General features: G+C 54.9%; 12 protein-coding genes and 3 pseudogenes. 8 read left to right on the top strand and 7 right to left on the bottom strand.

The features are described from left to right. Positions 1 to 302 precede the first annotated feature (302 nt). Complete coding sequence (locus ACR0LD_RS18845) at positions 303 to 2,042, bottom strand: amidohydrolase (protein ID WP_170442136.1); 1,740 nt, start codon at positions 2,040 to 2,042, stop codon at positions 303 to 305. Between the two features lie 186 nt (positions 2,043 to 2,228). Here ACR0LD_RS18845 and ACR0LD_RS18850 point away from each other — a divergent pair. From ACR0LD_RS18850 to ACR0LD_RS18860, 3 genes and pseudogenes are all read left to right on the top strand, one after another. Further along, positions 2,229 to 2,573 (top strand): annotated as a pseudogene (locus ACR0LD_RS18850) (IS110 family transposase); the annotation flags it as partial. 26 nt (positions 2,574 to 2,599) lie between these two features. Next, positions 2,600 to 2,800 (top strand): outer membrane beta-barrel protein, encoded by a 201-nt coding sequence (locus tag ACR0LD_RS18855; protein WP_480638462.1) that lies wholly within the window; start codon positions 2,600 to 2,602, stop codon positions 2,798 to 2,800. Between the two features lie 345 nt (positions 2,801 to 3,145). Further along, positions 3,146 to 3,903 (top strand): IS5 family transposase gene (locus ACR0LD_RS18860; RefSeq protein WP_480638444.1). Its coding sequence is split into 2 segments (ribosomal slippage): positions 3,146 to 3,482 and positions 3,482 to 3,903, totalling 759 coding nucleotides; the frame shifts between segments, so codons are not numbered across the junction. A gap of 51 nt (positions 3,904 to 3,954) precedes the next feature. Here the strand turns inward: ACR0LD_RS18860 and ACR0LD_RS18865 are convergent. Both ACR0LD_RS18865 and ACR0LD_RS18870 read right to left on the bottom strand, forming a co-directional pair. Then, the gene (locus ACR0LD_RS18865) at positions 3,955 to 4,884 is read right to left on the bottom strand and encodes an autotransporter domain-containing protein (protein ID WP_480638445.1); all 930 of its coding nucleotides are present in this window, start codon (positions 4,882 to 4,884) and stop codon (positions 3,955 to 3,957) included. Between the two features lie 48 nt (positions 4,885 to 4,932). Further along, on the bottom strand, positions 4,933 to 5,904 hold the full coding sequence (locus ACR0LD_RS18870) for a SphA family protein (protein WP_480638447.1): 972 nt from the start codon (positions 5,902 to 5,904) through the stop codon (positions 4,933 to 4,935). Positions 5,905 to 6,235: 331 nt separating this feature from the next. Between ACR0LD_RS18870 and ACR0LD_RS18875 the strand changes: the two genes are divergently transcribed. Then, positions 6,236 to 6,730 carry a hypothetical protein gene (locus ACR0LD_RS18875; protein WP_480638449.1) on the top strand — a complete coding sequence of 165 codons (495 nt, stop codon included), beginning with the start codon at positions 6,236 to 6,238 and terminating at the stop codon, positions 6,728 to 6,730. A gap of 175 nt (positions 6,731 to 6,905) precedes the next feature. Here the strand turns inward: ACR0LD_RS18875 and ACR0LD_RS18880 are convergent, their stop codons facing one another. Next, positions 6,906 to 7,349: a hypothetical protein gene (locus ACR0LD_RS18880; protein ID WP_480638451.1), complete on the bottom strand. Its 444-nt coding sequence runs from the start codon at positions 7,347 to 7,349 to the stop codon at positions 6,906 to 6,908. A 291-nt stretch (positions 7,350 to 7,640) separates the two neighbouring features. Here ACR0LD_RS18880 and ACR0LD_RS18885 point away from each other — a divergent pair. Further along, a pseudogene (locus ACR0LD_RS18885) lies at positions 7,641 to 8,458 on the top strand (IS5 family transposase). 213 nt (positions 8,459 to 8,671) lie between these two features. After that, a complete protein-coding gene (locus ACR0LD_RS18890; protein WP_480638452.1) occupies positions 8,672 to 9,370 on the top strand; it encodes a hypothetical protein in 699 nt (232 codons plus the stop codon). 353 nt (positions 9,371 to 9,723) lie between these two features. Here ACR0LD_RS18890 and ACR0LD_RS18895 read toward each other — a convergent pair whose 3' ends face one another. From ACR0LD_RS18895 to ACR0LD_RS18905, 3 genes and pseudogenes are all read right to left on the bottom strand, one after another. Further along, positions 9,724 to 10,752: an IS110 family RNA-guided transposase gene (locus tag ACR0LD_RS18895; protein ID WP_480638454.1), complete on the bottom strand. Its 1,029-nt coding sequence runs from the start codon at positions 10,750 to 10,752 to the stop codon at positions 9,724 to 9,726. A 105-nt stretch (positions 10,753 to 10,857) separates the two neighbouring features. Further along, positions 10,858 to 11,609 (bottom strand): annotated as a pseudogene (locus ACR0LD_RS18900) (IS5 family transposase); the annotation flags it as partial. A gap of 154 nt (positions 11,610 to 11,763) precedes the next feature. Next, positions 11,764 to 13,308, bottom strand: coding sequence for a hypothetical protein (locus tag ACR0LD_RS18905; protein ID WP_480638456.1), 1,545 nt, complete (start codon positions 13,306 to 13,308; stop codon positions 11,764 to 11,766). Between the two features lie 220 nt (positions 13,309 to 13,528). On the opposite strand from ACR0LD_RS18905, the gene ACR0LD_RS18910 reads away from it, so the two are divergent. Both ACR0LD_RS18910 and ACR0LD_RS18915 read left to right on the top strand, forming a co-directional pair. Next, positions 13,529 to 14,641 carry a linear amide C-N hydrolase gene (locus ACR0LD_RS18910; RefSeq protein WP_480638458.1) on the top strand — a complete coding sequence of 371 codons (1,113 nt, stop codon included), beginning with the start codon at positions 13,529 to 13,531 and terminating at the stop codon, positions 14,639 to 14,641. A gap of 366 nt (positions 14,642 to 15,007) precedes the next feature. Next, a complete protein-coding gene (locus ACR0LD_RS18915) occupies positions 15,008 to 15,967 on the top strand; it encodes an IS110 family RNA-guided transposase (protein ID WP_480638460.1) in 960 nt (319 codons plus the stop codon). Positions 15,968 to 16,102 lie beyond the last annotated feature (135 nt).

Here is a 16,102-nt window from a genome sequence, read left to right on the forward strand (position 1 = left end):
CCTCGGGACTGGTTTTGAAGTACTTGAAAGAGGCAGGTTTGGTCATGGGCAAAAGCTACGCAACCGTCCTGCCTGCCTCAAGACAAGTTCTTCTGACAAGACCTCTGGTTGGATTCTGGTTTATTAGGGTACAGTGACACCTTCAGGCGAGGCATCTTGGACGGCATCTTCATGCGTGAGGCCTAACCAGTTCAGTACGCGCAAACAAGTTGGCAATGCCACTGAAACATCTGGGTCAAAACGAAAAAAGAGGCACCTCCATATTGTGGAGTGCCTCTGAACTTCGGTCGTATTGGCCGCGACTATAGTCCATCCCGATGGCGGAATTGTCCATCCATAATCGTTGCTTGAACCGTGGTCGTCAGCAGCTCTTCGGGGCTATCCAACTCCAGAATGTTTCGGTCCAGAATCACAATATCGGCCAATTTCCCCACCTCTAGGGAGCCCAGCTTGTCTTCCATTCTCAATTGCCAAGCAGGATTGATTGTTACGGCCTCAATCGCCTGCATCAGGTCCAGCGGGGCAGCACCATTTGGGAACTTCTTAGAGTTCGCAGGGTCCAGGGGGTTCTTGAACGTAACCGCAGTATAGATCTGATAGAGCATACTATTGGTCGACATCGGCGCGGATGGGTAATCTCCTGCAAGGCTGACGCTGACCCCGGCATCGGCCAGTGGCCTGTATTGAGAAACACGCTCGTTCGTCCGCGTGTCACCCAACATGCTGAGAAAGTCCTGATCCTGCCCAGCCCAATCCACCGAAAAAATCGGAGTGATGTTTACCGGAATGCTGTTGTCGATCATGCGTTGCTGGTCATCAGGATGAACGATCTGATAGTGATGCAGCGCATTGCGCTCGTCCGCGTTGCCGGAGTCGCGCGACGCAAGGATCGCGTCAATCATCCCACGCACAGTGCCCGACCCTTCAACATGGGCAAAAACATCTAGACCTTGGTCGTTTGCGGCCTTGACGACCTCTTTCATCTGATCCGGTTTCACCGCCGAGATGCCTATATTGTCTGTTCCCTCGAACGGCTCCAGCATCAGAACCGCGCCGGCACTCCATGTCCCTTCGGGGTGTAACTTGATGCCATGTACGCGAAACAAGTCACCGTTGTACTTGTCGGCCATTGCACGTGCCCGCGCCGCAAATTCAACCGGATCGGCTGTCGCGTCCTTGTAGGCCGGTTGAACAAACGTTCGCACTGGCAAATCACCGTCGGCGAGCGCTTTTTCAAGCACCTTCATGGAAATCTCCAAATCATCGAACATGCCAGGTGCGTTTGTGAAATTCGGAGTGACAACACCAGGAATCAGTGCTGTTGTTGTGCCGCCTGCGACCACTTGCGGCTGAAGTTTTTCGCGGCTTTCCTCGATCATTCGCTCGGGATCCCAAGCGACCTTCGTATAGACAGGAAACCACGATCCTTCCTTGCCGACGCCCAATGGGTTCCCGTCGTCATCCCTGATCCAGTAAGTAACCCCCGGCACCGGGTCCGGCGTATCTTTAGTAATGTTTCCGGCTTCGAGCGCCTTGGTGTTCAGCCAAGCGTCGTGAATGGTGAAGTCGATGATAATCGCGATCTTGTCGGGGATGATTTCATCCAACTCAGCGGCAGTCGGCGCCCCCCCCATAAGGGTTGCATTGTATCCTTGGCCGACAACGATCGGCAGATCCGGGTTTTCCGCCACGTAGTCCCGCAGCATCTGCAGTGTTTCTTCTTTGTCTTTTGCCGCATTCAGATCGACGCCTAGTGTCGACCACGCGGAGCCAAGAACATGGTCGTGGGCGCTGACATAGCCGGGGAGCACCATCTTGCCGGTCAGGTCAAGAACTTCGGTGTTCTCGCCGGTTAAGCTTTCCACGCCGTTCACGTCGCCAACATACACGATCTGATTGCCTCGTACGGCAACGGCTTGTGCCTCGGGATTTTCCTTGTCCATAGTGAGAACGAAAGCATTTCTCAAAACTAGGTCTGCGGCATCCTGGGCATGAGCAATGCTGGCACATAGCGCCAGTACACTGGCAGAAATATACTTCATCTTGTGTCTCCCCTGTTAGTGGTTCCATCATACGTGAGGAATATCAATTTGCACAAAAAAATCGGAACCGAGCCTCCCCAACTGAACCGGTCCACCGCTATGTTTAGGAGGCTCTGAAGGTGTAGACGCCCCCGCTGGCCTCGATGTGCCGTTGTGGGTTTGCAAACAACCTGAACGGAGGCGTCTATGGAAGAGATTAGCATGATTGGCCTGGATTTGGCGAAGAACGTTTTCCAGGTGCACGGAGCAGATCACTCAGGTCACCCTGTTCTTCGGAAGAAACTGCGCAGAGGTCAGGTCCTTGAGTTTTTTGCCACGCTGCCGAGATGCGTGGTTGCGATGGAGGCTTGCTCTAGCGCGCACTACTGGGGCAGGGAGATTGGTCGCTTTGGTCACGATGTCAGGCTCATCCCACCTGCGTATGTAAAACCGTTTGTGAAGCGGCAGAAAAACGATGCCGCCGATGCGGAGGCCATCTGTGAGGCTGCGAGCCGTCCCACCATGCGTTTTGTCCCCGTGAAAAGCGAGGATATGCCTTTGGCAACACCTTGGCCTACGTGACCGCCGGGCCCTCATATGTCCGGGGCGGAGACGTTAATGACCGTTGGGGTTCCTCAATTGGTGCCGGGCTGGAACACCGAATATCTGACGGCGTTTCGATATTTGGTGAGGTCACACAAGAAAGGTTTGACAGCTCTGATGGTCAGTACGACCTGGAAACGACAACTGCTACGTTTGGGGTCAACTACCGCTTCTGACGTTCAGTCCATCACAACCTGGCCCCGGCAAATCGCAAGAAACATATTAGCCGGGGTCTAGCAATGTAAGAGCGTCGTCAAGTGGCGCACGAATTGCCGCCAACAAACAATCGAGTATTATCCTGCATCAGGACCGCTGCGCACTTGAAGGAAAATGCTCATGGGCGTCGATAACGCATGGCTTCGGCATTTTGCCCGGATGTTCGAGGAACGGCTGTCAGATGCCCGTACCTTTAAAAACGTTTTACAGGACTCCGGTTTGACACGCAGCGATCTTATTAGGGTCAGGACCCATTGATTTCCGCTTGGCTGCGTGATTCACGGTTCGAAATTCGAGCGGTGACCATGTCTGATCTTTTCTGGCTGACGGATGCGCAGATGGCGCGTCTTGAGCCTTTCTTCCCCAAGTCCCACGGCAAGCCACGCGTTGATGATCGACGTGTGTTGAGCGGCATTATATTCATTAATCGCAATGGGTTGAGATGGCGCGATGCCCCTTCGGCGTATGGCCCACACAAGACGCTCTATAACCGTTGGAAGCGGTGGAGCGACAAAGGCATCTTCGCCCGGATGATGGCCGGTCTGGCTGCCGAACACGGCGAAGAGAAGACCGTGATGATCGATGCCACCTACCTGAAGGCCCACCGTACCGCGACCAGTTTGGGCGTCAAAAAAGGGGGCGTGGTCGCCTGATCGGGCGCACCAAGGGCGGCATGAACACCAAGTTGCATGCCATCTGCGACAGCCGAGGACGTCCGCTCAACCTGTTCATCACCGCCGGTCAGGTCAGCGATTACATTGGTGCACGGGCACTGCTGAGCGGCCTGCCGGATGTCGATTGGCTGCTCGGTGATCGCGGCTATGACGCCGATTGGTTCCGGGAAGCGTTGAAAGACAAAGGGATACGCGCCTGCATCCCTGGCCGGAAGCAGCGGAAGAAACCGGTTAAGTACGACAAGCGTCGTTACAAACGGCGCAACCGGATCGAGATCATGTTCGGCAGATTGAAGGATTGGCGGCGTGTGGCAACCCGATACGACAGGTGCCCGAAGGTCTTCCTGTCAGCAATCGCCCTCGCAGCCCTCGTTATCTTTTGGCTATGAGTCCTGACCCTACGTCCGAACATTATCTTTAGCTCAAAGTTGAGCGCGACGCTAAAACCTGAGGCCCAAGCCTATGGAAAATCCGTCAAAATCCTCGGCGATTATACCATTCAGCATGATCCGCCCGGCTTGTACCGATGGAATACCAACTCCGGTTGTGTCAATCTCGATGCCGACGCCGGCAGTTGCCAACCAATCAGTGTCCAGAACCTTTGCGGCATCCCCATGATAATACACCAGCCCAGCGTCCAAAACGAGGAGAGTGGCCAAGTTGAAGAACCTGACATCTTTCAAAGGATAGCGATGGCGAGAAAAAAGCGTCGTCTGGTTGGAGTTGGCCTTGGCCCCACCGGCTTGTGGTTCGTCAATTGGGTGAAACTCCAGAAACGTTTGGCGAAATCGGTATTCTGCCTGCCAAAGGCCAATTTGTGCTTCCTTGAATACTGCGACAGATGCCCCTAATCCCAGTGCATTCAGGTTTCCGTCAACTGAATCCGCCGTCTGCGAATTGACCGGAAGCAACGGGAAGCTAATACTTGAAGCATCAGCCGTAACATGGCCGAATGATACATGCCCGACCGGACGAATGCGCCAGTCATTTTTCAACGGAAACTCCCAGCCTACACCAAAGGTTGCCGCTACACTTGCCCAGGTCACGTCCACATCGACACCAGGTGCAATTTCTGGAAAGAAAAGCACCGGGTTGTATTTCTGATAAGCCACAAGCCCTTCAAGATATAAGCCATTTTCGAGTGGGTAATACCCGCCTCGGAGTTGGCTTGATCTGAAGCTTTTCGTGTCGCCAGTCGCCCTTAGAAAAGAAAAAGAAGACATTGTTTCGTTTGGGGTGGCAGCAATACTCAAAACTGACAATGCTGCGCGTGCCGCCGCTTCTGAAGCGTCCGGATCAGTACTTTGCGCTGTCGCAGCACAGCCTACACTCATAGCCAAAATCGCCACGCAGGCACGATCTTTTCTCATTTTGCCTTTGAAGGAAAACGATTCACCGAATGACCCCACGCACACCTGTTAAAATGCGTAGGCAATCGACAGCAGGGTCGCGAAGCCTTCCGTCGTGTTTCGGTTGTCAAATTCCTTCCCCATGCGCAAGGCGATCTGAGCGCCTGGAAGATCTTTGGGTTTCCAGACACCTTCGGCTCCGACCAGATTGATCTCATATTTTGAGGGATTACCTCCGGGCGTCCCGCTTTGCCTTGAAACCTGGAATGACCTTGCTGCTAAAAGCCCCAGATTGAAGCCCCGGGCGACTTCTTTTCCGAAAGCAAACTCCAATGACAGGACGTCACCTGGGCGAATATCGGTGGTTTTCTGCCGTCCGAACGTTTCGTAACGTGCCTGAAACGTTGCCGCCCAAGGCAAGCTCGCATCCTGCTTCCATGTTGATCCCACGAACAGCATGTGGCTCCACAGGCCCTTGCCGGTGTTGGTGCTTCCACCCGCTTCAAATTCTCCGGTTGGGGCCCAAAAGGTGTAGGACGTTTGAAAGTGCCAGGTATTGTGATGCCACCCCAACGCGATTGGTGTGACAACTGTGTCTCCCAGATGGTAGTCTGTCCCCGACCCGGGTTCAGGCCGCAATATCTGATCTCGGTAAGTCAGGACAACGCCTGCCGCATAATCGGCCCCGAGTATCCTGACGTCACGAAAAACATATCTGAAGGTCAACCGGGCCGCGTTGACTGTGGGCGTGGGTGCACCGATGTCATCTCCGTTGTCATCGACATAACGTTGGATATCGTAGTTGATCCACCCATTTTCGATTACCCTGGTTCCCTGAGGAGGCAGTACAGCAGAGGTTTGTCCCAACCCGCCACCCAACCCGTAGCTTCCCGCAATTGGAAACTGAGCCGCCGCTGTGCCGCCGATTATCGAAACTGCAATGAATGTCAGAGCGCCGAGAACCGCTGAAACATGTGTCGAAACAGGGAAAAATGCACGTGCTGGATTTGAAGATAGGAGAACTTGCCAAAACCGCTTCATAATGGAACACCTCGCTGCCTTTGTAAGGCGATCATAATCAAATTTGTTTATTTGTTAATAGGCGGTGACTTGCTCGCCACGGTCGTCAACTGTTTCCGTTTGATACGATTGAGCAGCGCCTGAGAATTTCACAGCGACATATACGCGCTACAGTTCCAGGTAGTTGGGCAAGGATACATTTCCCCTGCCCGTTCATTGGCCTCGCGCTCGCGTTTTATTGTATGATCTAACAAGTACATTGATACGCTTGACCAGTATCTGCGAAAATACCGTACCACAAAGCCGCTTCCTTTCGCGCCCTTCAAAATCCCACTCGAATTGGACCGATTGAATGACAGTCGCAAAATCCCCAAAAAAAACACCACGACGAGCAGCAACATTGGTAATGGCCGTGATTGGGGCCAGTTTATTCCTGCTCTTCCTTTCTCGCGACCTTCCCGGCGGGTTGGGTGACGATTGGGCAAAACAGAATTTCGGGCTTGTGATACGCTATGTTATCGCAATGACCATAGGTGGGGCGTTCATGGGGTTTCTGCTGGCTCCAATGTTTGGTCGTTCAGGCTTTGGAGGATGGGTCACAGCATTGGTTGGCGGACTTTTGTCAACATTCATTGCAGGCGCGTTCGGCAGCTTTTTTGGTTTGTTGCCTGACCTCCTTTCCGATGGCTGGCAGGCAAGTGACCTCGTTTCAATATTATTTGGGTTTGCGGTTTTGCCACTTGCCGCTGCCGAAAATATCAGCTCGTCTTTGATTTGGCTGGTAATGGTGATGGCGGCACATATTCTTTCCCTCTTCGACCGCAGAATGAACACGGCGTGCCAATGATGCTTGTTGGCCATGAAAGCTCAACACTAGGGTCCCGACCCTATTTAACTCCGGTGTATCTGTTAGTTGAACCGACGCAACCAATGTTTCTGTCCGGTGAAAATCAGCGTCGTGCCGGGCTAACTTTTTTACGCGGCAAATACTCCGGGAAACTCATCAAAGAGTCCGGGGGGGATTAAAACTGGTCAACCCAAAAGCGGTTTAATGACATTGTCACACCATGCCGTTTGAGGGCAGACCGCTCACATTGGACGCGTTCAATCGCATCTAGCAACGCGGATACATCTTTAGTGCTGGCATTTTTCAGATAGTCGATGATCTCGTGCCGGACATTTTTCCAACTTGGACAGGCGTGCAAAAACAGGGCCATAAAATTTGCGAAAATATTCAACAACTCCTCTTCGTTACGTGCGTGTGCTTCATACGCAGCCCAAGTCAAAGTATCATGCAGCGCACTTTCAAACGCTAACTGCTCTCTGTTAGAACCATGCAGTTCGATCCAGGTTTGGTGCAATCGCGCCTGCTTCAACTCGCTCGCTCGCATGACCAGATTGTGGGCCGATGCAGTGGTCAAAGGATATTGCTTTCTCAGTAACTTTAAAAGTTTGAAAGACTGCATGCCTCGCGCCTCGTACTCTTTTCACAAAAAAAAGAATTAAGAATGGGCGCGCTCGTGATGCAGGTAATTTACAGTTGGAAAACAGTTAACGGTTTTAGTCTCCAACGGTATCCCTGAGAGACGCTTTAGACGAACACGCTAAGAGCTTTTTGAGTATTGTTGGAGAGACGTTGGACACGAGGGAGTTGACCCTAAAGTGCTCGTAGTGCCTTTATGGCATCGCCTGGCTTTGTTGCGCAAAGGACTGAGTTAGGGATTCATCTCGTGAATCCAGCGTGGTAGCTGGTCTACATGAGCAGACCCATCCCGCCGAGCTACAAGACCAAGAACTGGCCGGCCTACAACGAAGCGCTGAAGCAGCGTGGCTCCCTGACGATCTGGTTCGATCCGGACATGGCCTGGGTGCCGCCGCCGACCGGCAAGCAAGGCCGGCAGCCGCAGTATAGCGATGCCGCGATCCAGACATTCCTGACGATGAAGGTGCTCTTCGGCATGGCCCTCCGGCAGACGACCGGGTTCGTGGAGAGCCTGTTGCGCCTGGTCGACCTCGACTGGGCGGTGCCGGATTTCAGCACGCTGAGCAGGCGCCAGAAGGCTCTGGCCGTGACCATCCCCTACCGTGGCTCGCAGGGCCCGCTGAACCTACTGATTGACAGCACCGGCATCAAGGCCGAGGGCGAAGGCGAGTGGCACGCCCGCAAGCATGGTGGCGCGAAACGCCGTCTGTGGCGCAAGATCCACATCGGTGTCGACGAACAGACGCTGGAGATTCGAGCCATCGAAATCACTGGGAGCAACGTCGGCGATGCGCCCATGCCGTCATACCGCCACGCAAGAACGCCAAGCCGTGGAAGCCGTCGACCGCGGGCGCCATTGCGCGGAACGAGGCCCTGCGCGCATCGAAATACCTCGGCCGCGCGCTCTGGCGAAAGTGGAGCGGATACCACCGCCGAAGCCGCGCCGAGACGAAGATGCATTGCGTGAAGCTACTGGGGCAGAGCCTCATGGCGCGCGACTTCGATCGTCAGGTCGCCGAACTCCAGATCCGAGCCGCCGTGCTGAACGGCTACACCGCGCTCGGCGTACCTGTCACAGAGCCCGTTGGATAAGTGCGTCTGGGGAAAGGGGACGTCTGGGCTTCTTGCCCTTTGCGCAACAAAGCCGCATCGCCTTCATAGGTATCGGAAAATTTTATTCGAGGATTCTGACCTTTGTGCCAAGCTGGGGCGTCTTTCCAGTTTCTCAACTTTGGTACTAGTCTCAAACCGTCGTCAGATATTTGCTTTCGGCGCTGCTACGATAAAACCAAAAGGCGCTATTAGATGAATGATGTATGGATCGTTGCAATACCTATACTGCTTGTTGACGTGGTCAGCCCAGTCCTTTTGGCAGCGACTGCTATCGCGTTAACCGGCGCGAAGCCGATTGCAAGCAGTCTTGCACTGATACTAGGGCATACGGCTGCATATTTTTTGATTGGAGTTTTGATAGTTTACGGGTTGGCAGAGTTCATTGCTCCGGTGGTAGACTTTTTCATTGATACATTCGTGAATCCGATACCAATTTACTTTGTAGTTGGGTTTCTACTGGGAATAGTCTTTCTTACACTTGCATTTACGTTAAGCATAAATGCTTCAATGAAAAAGCAATCGGGCAAGTCTGAAGCTATCCGACAAGAAGAAGGAGTTCTGCCTTCATTTCTCATGGGCGCAAGCATCTGCATAGTCGGGATACCGTTCGCGGTTCCTTACGTTGGTTTCATAAATGAGATGTATCGTTTTCACGTCCAGTCCAAGCTAGCTGGATTGCTGATCTACAATATCGCCTTCGCCATTCCATTTCTGTTGGTTCCGCTTGCTTACCAACTAATGGGGGGCTCGATCGTAGATAGCCTGAAATCATTCAACCGATTCATCAGCACTACCGCGTCTTGGCTCGTACCCCTCTTGTTTGGTATTTTAGGGTGCGCTTACATCGTTGACGCTATTAAGTATTTTTTGACCGGGTCTGGGTTGGTGTGAAATCGGACACGAGAAACTCATTACGGTCAGGACTTCGGTAACGGGGTCGCTTCAGTCAAGCGGTTTTGGGTATAACAATTGATCCGCCGGAGGGGCTACCTTGGTATTGTTAGTGTCCGTTCCGCCTTTTCTAGCGGCTTTCGGCTGAGATCCTTTGGGTACTTGCTTCGGTTCGTGGTCAGCGCGATGGCTGCCAACATGATGCTGGTTCGATGTAATTCCGATGTGCCCATCTCATAGGCGTGCTTGGCAAAGAATAGCGACAGTCCTGACCACGGCATCATCGGAACCACGTCCCTGGGGGACCTCGAAAGCCCGCGCTCAAGCAGGCAACGGGTAAGGCAACGACAAGGTCAGGTCATTTTCGGTGCCTCATCGGGCTGGAACTCGGTGCCGTCGATCCAAATCCGATGAAGTATGACAGCGATGCGGCGTGCGAGAGCAACCATTGCGATTTTACGACCGCGGCGTTGAGCCAATTGGGCGCCCCATGTTCGCAACCAAGTCGACCGGCCACGGTTCATCATGACGGTTGCGGCTTGGCACAACGCCCGCCTCAGATTCACGTCACCAGCTTTGGTGATACCGCCTGACAGGTCCCGTTCACCGGACTGATTGCGTGAAGGCGTCAAACCAACCCAGGGACCAACTCTCTTTGACGACCGAAAGCGAGCCGGATCATCGACCGCAGCACGGAATGTCAACGCTACTACTGCACCGATCCCAGGCATCGACATAAGGCGTAGGCATACTGGATCATCCCCAGCCAACTTGCGCACGCGCTTTTCGAGACCGGCCAGTTCCTGTCGCAGAGATGCTCTGGCACGCAGCATTGGTGCGGTCGCGGTTTCCAGCATGGGATTTCCATCTGCCAATTCCCGAATGCGGGCCTCGAATCTGCCGCGAGAGATCGCGCCCACCTTGAGGCCAAAGTTCCGCAGCAGTCCTCTCAGCGACATTTCCAAGGCGATCATGTTTTGTTGAATGGCTTTGCGGGCACCGAGAACGGCGCGGGTTTCTTGAGCCGAGACCGATTTGCAGTGAACCGGGCGGAACCAGCCAAGGTGAAGCAGCCGAGCGATCCCCTCGGCATCGCGCCGATCCGTCTTGATCGGCATGGCCTTCAATGCACCTTTCACTTGGCGCGTTTCCATGAGTACCGCATCAAGGCCAGCTTCGGTCAGCCCACGGTGCAGCCAATGCGACAGTGGCCCGGCCTCCAGGCCACTCGCAGCGATGCTGCCGTCAAGTTCATCAAACCAGCGCGCCAGAACTACGGGTTCACTTTCAGTCTCTGCTTCGTTGATAATCTGGCCGTGTTCGCTGATCACGCAAATAGAGGTCTTCGCAAGCGATACATCCAGTCCAACAAATGATTTCATCCCGTCATCCTCCATGTGGGCTCAATACGGGAATGGCGACAGCGCGGTGCTGATCTGGCAAGTGGCAACGGTCGTGCGTGACGCAGGCCCCGTTACAGCATCCCACAACCAAAAAATGACGGTCGCGGCAAGGCATATGGCGGACAGGAACAAGTCACCGCACCTGTCATAGCGCGTCGCGATACGGCACCAGTCTTTCAATCTGGCAAACAGATTCTCGATGCGATGGCTCTGACGATATAGCTTGGTGTCATGTTCAGCCGGGTTTCTTCGACCACGTCGCGCCAGTATGCAGGCCTCGGTGCCGCGTTCGGCAAGCGCCTCACGGAACCTGTCTGCATCATACCCTTTGTCTGCCAAGAGTGATTTGGCTCGTGGAAGGCTGCCCAGCAACACCATAGCACCCTTTGCATCGCTCATCTGGCCGGATGAGAGGAAGAACGTCAGTGGCCATCCACGTCTGTCGCAGACCGTGTGCAGTTTGCTGTTCAAACCGCCCTTTGTGCGACCGATGGCACGCGTTCGAGCCCCCCTTTTGAGAGGCTTGACGCTGTTCGGTGTGCCTTCAGGTGAGTGCTGTCGATCATGATGGTTTCACCATCCTGTCCTGGCTGAGCCAGTTCCCTAAAGATACGGGCAAAGATACCCATGCGAGACCATCTCACAAAACGATTTTAGAGCGTCTTGTGCGACCCATGATCCGCCGGAGCGTCTCGCCACCGAAGGCCGTTTCGAATGACATGGATGATACCGCTAAGCACCATTCGGTCGTCGGATCGTCCACCCCCGCGAGGTTTCGGGAAAAGGTGTTTGATGCGGTTCACGTGGTCTGACTTGAGCCAAAACAGATGCGACACGTGCGTTCCTCCCATCGCCCTTGAATCACGGGCTCACACCGGTTGGAACCGCCATATCGAACGTCAAGAATGACGACTTTTCCACCGTCTGACGGAAGGGGCAGCCGTTAGCAAAACACAGCGCCAATTTCCAACGTCCGCATTCGGTTGGAGATCATTTAACGGAGAGTAGAGCGCTAATCCCCTGCTCGATGCGTCCTGCGACAGGCTCCGCAAGCGGGATCGAACGCAGGAAATATTCTGGGTCGACCCCGGCCTCGAAGAATGCCGCCAGAGCCTTTTTCCCCATATCTATTCGCCCGGCCATTGCATGCATGGCGGCAATCAGCATCCAGTCGTACAGATTGTCACGGCCATCCACCTCGCTGATCATATCCGAGGCCACCTCGTATTCGCCCCGCATGAAGGGATCGAGCGCACAAGGGATGTTGATCCAGATTGGCAGTAGCGGGTTGTGTTCTCTTGCGCCTTCGATCATGGCTGTCGCTTCTTGCGTGTCCCCGATTGCGGCGAGCCAACCTCCCACCATCGCAGTCAACAACGTGGCATTCGGGTTCGCCTCGATAGCGCGCTCTATCAGGTTGGCGTACCGGGTGTTCTCACCGTGAAATCGCGCGAAACTCGCAGCGGCGTAGAGAGCTTCCTGACAGTTAGGTGCCAACGCGATGGCCGTTTCTGCATGGCTCCTTCCATCGGAGACAACATCTTCCGCAGACCGGGCGCCCAAAGCTGCTTCCTCGATTAGTGCAATGGCCTTGAGCGCGTGGGCCAACCCGCTCGAAGGATTGTCGCGTAGCGCGGTGTCGATGAGGTCACTGAACTCTTCGAGACTGGATCGGCGTGAAGTCCGCATGTGTGCATGAAACGCCAGAAGGGCCTCAAAGACACCTGCATCTTCCGCACGCCTCCCGGAGTATTGCGCATTGAGATCTTCGGCGACTGCGCCGTAGGCGTCCGCCATACGGGTCGCGCATTGCCGTGCAATTTGTTCCTGCACATCGAAGGGATCTTCTGAATCTCCGGAAACGCGAAACCTGTCGGACCAGACTAAAGCTTTTCCAGGGTTTCGGTCGAGTTGAACTGACACACGCAGGCTCCCACCAGCCTCCCGGACATTGCCTCTCAAGATGTAGTCTGAACTCTCTATCAGTTCTTGTTGCCCCACCTCCCGCGTTGAGTGGTCGGTGTGCCAACCTGACAACACTTTGATCTGGCCAAAGCGGGCGAGCTCGAGCGCGATCTCTTCAGGCAACCCTTCTCGGAAAATCAGGGCTTTTTCGGAGTCCGCACCTTCAAACTGCAAGATTGCGAGTGTTGGTAGTCCACGCGGGATGCTTTTTTGGATTTTGCTTTCCTCTACCGCGCGCCGCACGAACTGCGGGCGATACCTGCCCTTCGGAACGGTGATTATGATCTCGTCGGCGACACCAGCTGTCAGGTAGTAGTGTTCAATTGCCTTGCGCAGCTTGATCGCTTCGATTCGGACAATGGAGTCATTGTTTGAGTCAAAATCGGCGCCGCGTCCGAATATATCCATCGCGAGAGCAGTACCCTTGAGGAACTCGCCCCGACCCTCAAGCTCTTCGTTTACAATGTGGGCGAGGAATTTCTGTATCCTTGGGCCAGCCGTAAAGTCAGGCGATGCCAGGATTTTCTCAAGCTGTTGGGCTATCTCTTCGTTGCTCGGTTGGTCTCTCATGGTCAGCCTCTGTAGCTTCAACCCCTAAACTCTAAGCCGCAAGCCCGCGCTTGCAACCTGTTTGCAAAATTGCTCCCCATCGGGTGGATCGGTTGGCGTTCGGCGCTGATCGCCCAACTGTTGTTAACAGTTGTCGACGTCCCGCTTCATCACACCGTTGGCTAAGTCCCAATCATCGAAAACGCGGACAGATCCGCAAAAGCCGAAGGGAAACAGAAAGATGAAAGCCTCCAGCACCAAGAACCGCTCCTGGACCTCCACCGCCATCACCGCCATCCTGGCTGCCACTGTGACCACCACTGCCGTCACAGCCAATGCTTGTTCGCGCTTCGTTGCCGACACGGACCATGGCACAATCGTGACCCGTTCGCTGGACTGGGGCGGCAGCCGTCTTGGCGCCTATGCCCGTGTCCACCCGGAGGGCGAAGCCCGCGCTTCCTCTGATGTTGCCGAATACGCCAACGTAAAGGAATGGACCGTCAAGTATCACACGGTTGCCATGGAAGAGCACGAGACATTCCACGGTGTCACCGCCGAGGCAATCAACGACCAGGGCCTGAGCGCCATGGGCCTTTACATGAACGACTCCAAACCCTTCGTTACCGAGCATAAGGATAGTGGTGCGCCAGCGGTCAACATGGCAGACCTGACGACATTCATCGCCGAGAACTACGCCACCGTGGCCGAGGTCGTCGCCGGACACGAAGCGGGTGAGTTCCAGATCGCATGGGGCAGCAAAATGCGCGGCAGCGACAGCTACCACGGCGTGCACTTCTCGGCGGTCGACAAAAGCGGCCATATTGCACTCTTCCAGCTCAACGAAGGTGGCTTGGAGGTCGTCTACACCGGCGATACCGACAGCGATCTGCGGGTCATGGTCAACAGCCCGCTCCAGCAGGACCAGCGCGAGTACGCCGCCCAATTTGATCTTGCAAACAATCCGTCGGGGCAAGGCATCCCTGCCGACATCGGGTCGGCCAACCGCAATGTCCGGATGCTCTGGACGTCAATGAACCAGGATTACAGCGATCTGAACTACGCCGAAACGCTGGGCCGCATCCAGCAGGCCTTCGATTACTCGGTGACCGTGCCCTTGAACATCCAGGACCCGCAGGACAACGGCGCAGGCGATGACTACCCCACCTGGGTAAGCTTCCAGTACAACTTGGACAATGGGGATATTCGCACCCGCGCCATGGATACGGCTCAGACGATCACTTTCAACATTGAGGACACGAAGGCCTTCGACGGTCCTGTCTGCGCCGACCTCATCCAGCAGGCCAATGATGGCAATGGCGACGTAAAATGGGGGACCTGCAACGCGAACTCCTGAAACCTAGACCGACCCCTCCAAGTATCACATGACAACCGCCGCTCCGGAAATCCGGGGCGGCGAAACATTGCGAGCCTAAATCCCCTGAACCAAGGCAGACCTGTGCCCGAATTGAAAAGTTGCAGCTCCGCGCAGCCAGCCGATCACTTTATGCGAGCGAGGTTTGTTGGTCCTGAGCCTTCTGTATCTCGAGTTTGCTAACTTAACCCCCGTCAGCAACCTTTGCCGAGGTTACTGACGGGGCGGTGAATGGCGTCTGAGCCTTGTGGCATGACCACGTTTCCTAGCGAGCCAGCACCGTCTCTCGTCATCGTCTCGAACAGTTGAATGCGGCCGGTCTGGACCGCGGAGCAGAAGGAAGAGGGTATGAACAAAGTATCACACGAACAGATCATCGGCATAGACGTCAGCCGCGATTGGCTTGACGTTCATTGTCTGCCGGACATTCGTAGGTTGCGGCTCCCGAACAGCGATGAGGGCCACGCGCAGCTTGTTGGTCTGGCACAATCAACGCACGCGCTTGTTTGTTTCGAGGCGACTGGAGGGCAGGAATGGCGTCTGTGGACCGCGCTGGATGCAGCCGGTATCGCGACTCGGCAGTTGCCGCCAGCTCAGATCAAAGCCTTCGCTGCCAGCCATGGCACACGCGCCAAGACGGATCGGATCGACGCGGAACTCATTGCGCGATTCATGGCATTTCGACCAGACGCAGGGCGCGAACTGCCACATGGGAAATTGCGCCTTCTCAGAGCCTTGGCATCAAAGCGTGCGCAACTTGTCGAGACGCGCAAGAGACTTCTGGCGCAGATCAAGGCGCATGAGAAGTTGGGAACGGATGGGATATTCACTGAAGTTGATGCTAAGCTGAGGGCGCTGTTGGATCGACAGATCGGTAAATTGGAAGACCAGATTGCGCAGACCATCGCCGCAGATCAGGGCCTTGCACAAACCGCTGGTATCTTGCGTTCTGCCCCCGGGATCGGCCCCGTTGCCAGCACTATGCTGATCGCGGAAATGCCAGAACTGGGCCAACTCTCGGGAGAACAAGCTGCTGCGCTCACGGGCCTGGCTCCCATTGCTCACAACAGCGGTGCGATGCGCGGCAAGCGCGCCATTGGTGGCGGACGGCGACAGGTACGACACATCATGTTCCAGGCTGCTCTCGTCGCGAGTCATCACAATCCGCATCTCAAGATCTTCGCAGATCGTTTGCGCGACCCGGGCAAGCCACACAAAGTCATCATCACAGCAGTCGCCAGAAAGCTCGTCACAATCGCAAACGCACTCCTCAAATCTCGGCAAAACTGGTCGGCTCAGACCCCCTGAGAAATACAGTTGCTAATGATTTCGTTCAATCAGTGCTGTCAGACGAATTCGAACCAGTCTCAGTTTGCCGCGGAAACCGCGAACCTATCCGGAACAAAGCTGACGCCACTCGCTAAGAGCGGCGGCGCGGGTCAG

It is taken from the genome of Ruegeria sp. BF8 (assembly GCF_056538625.1).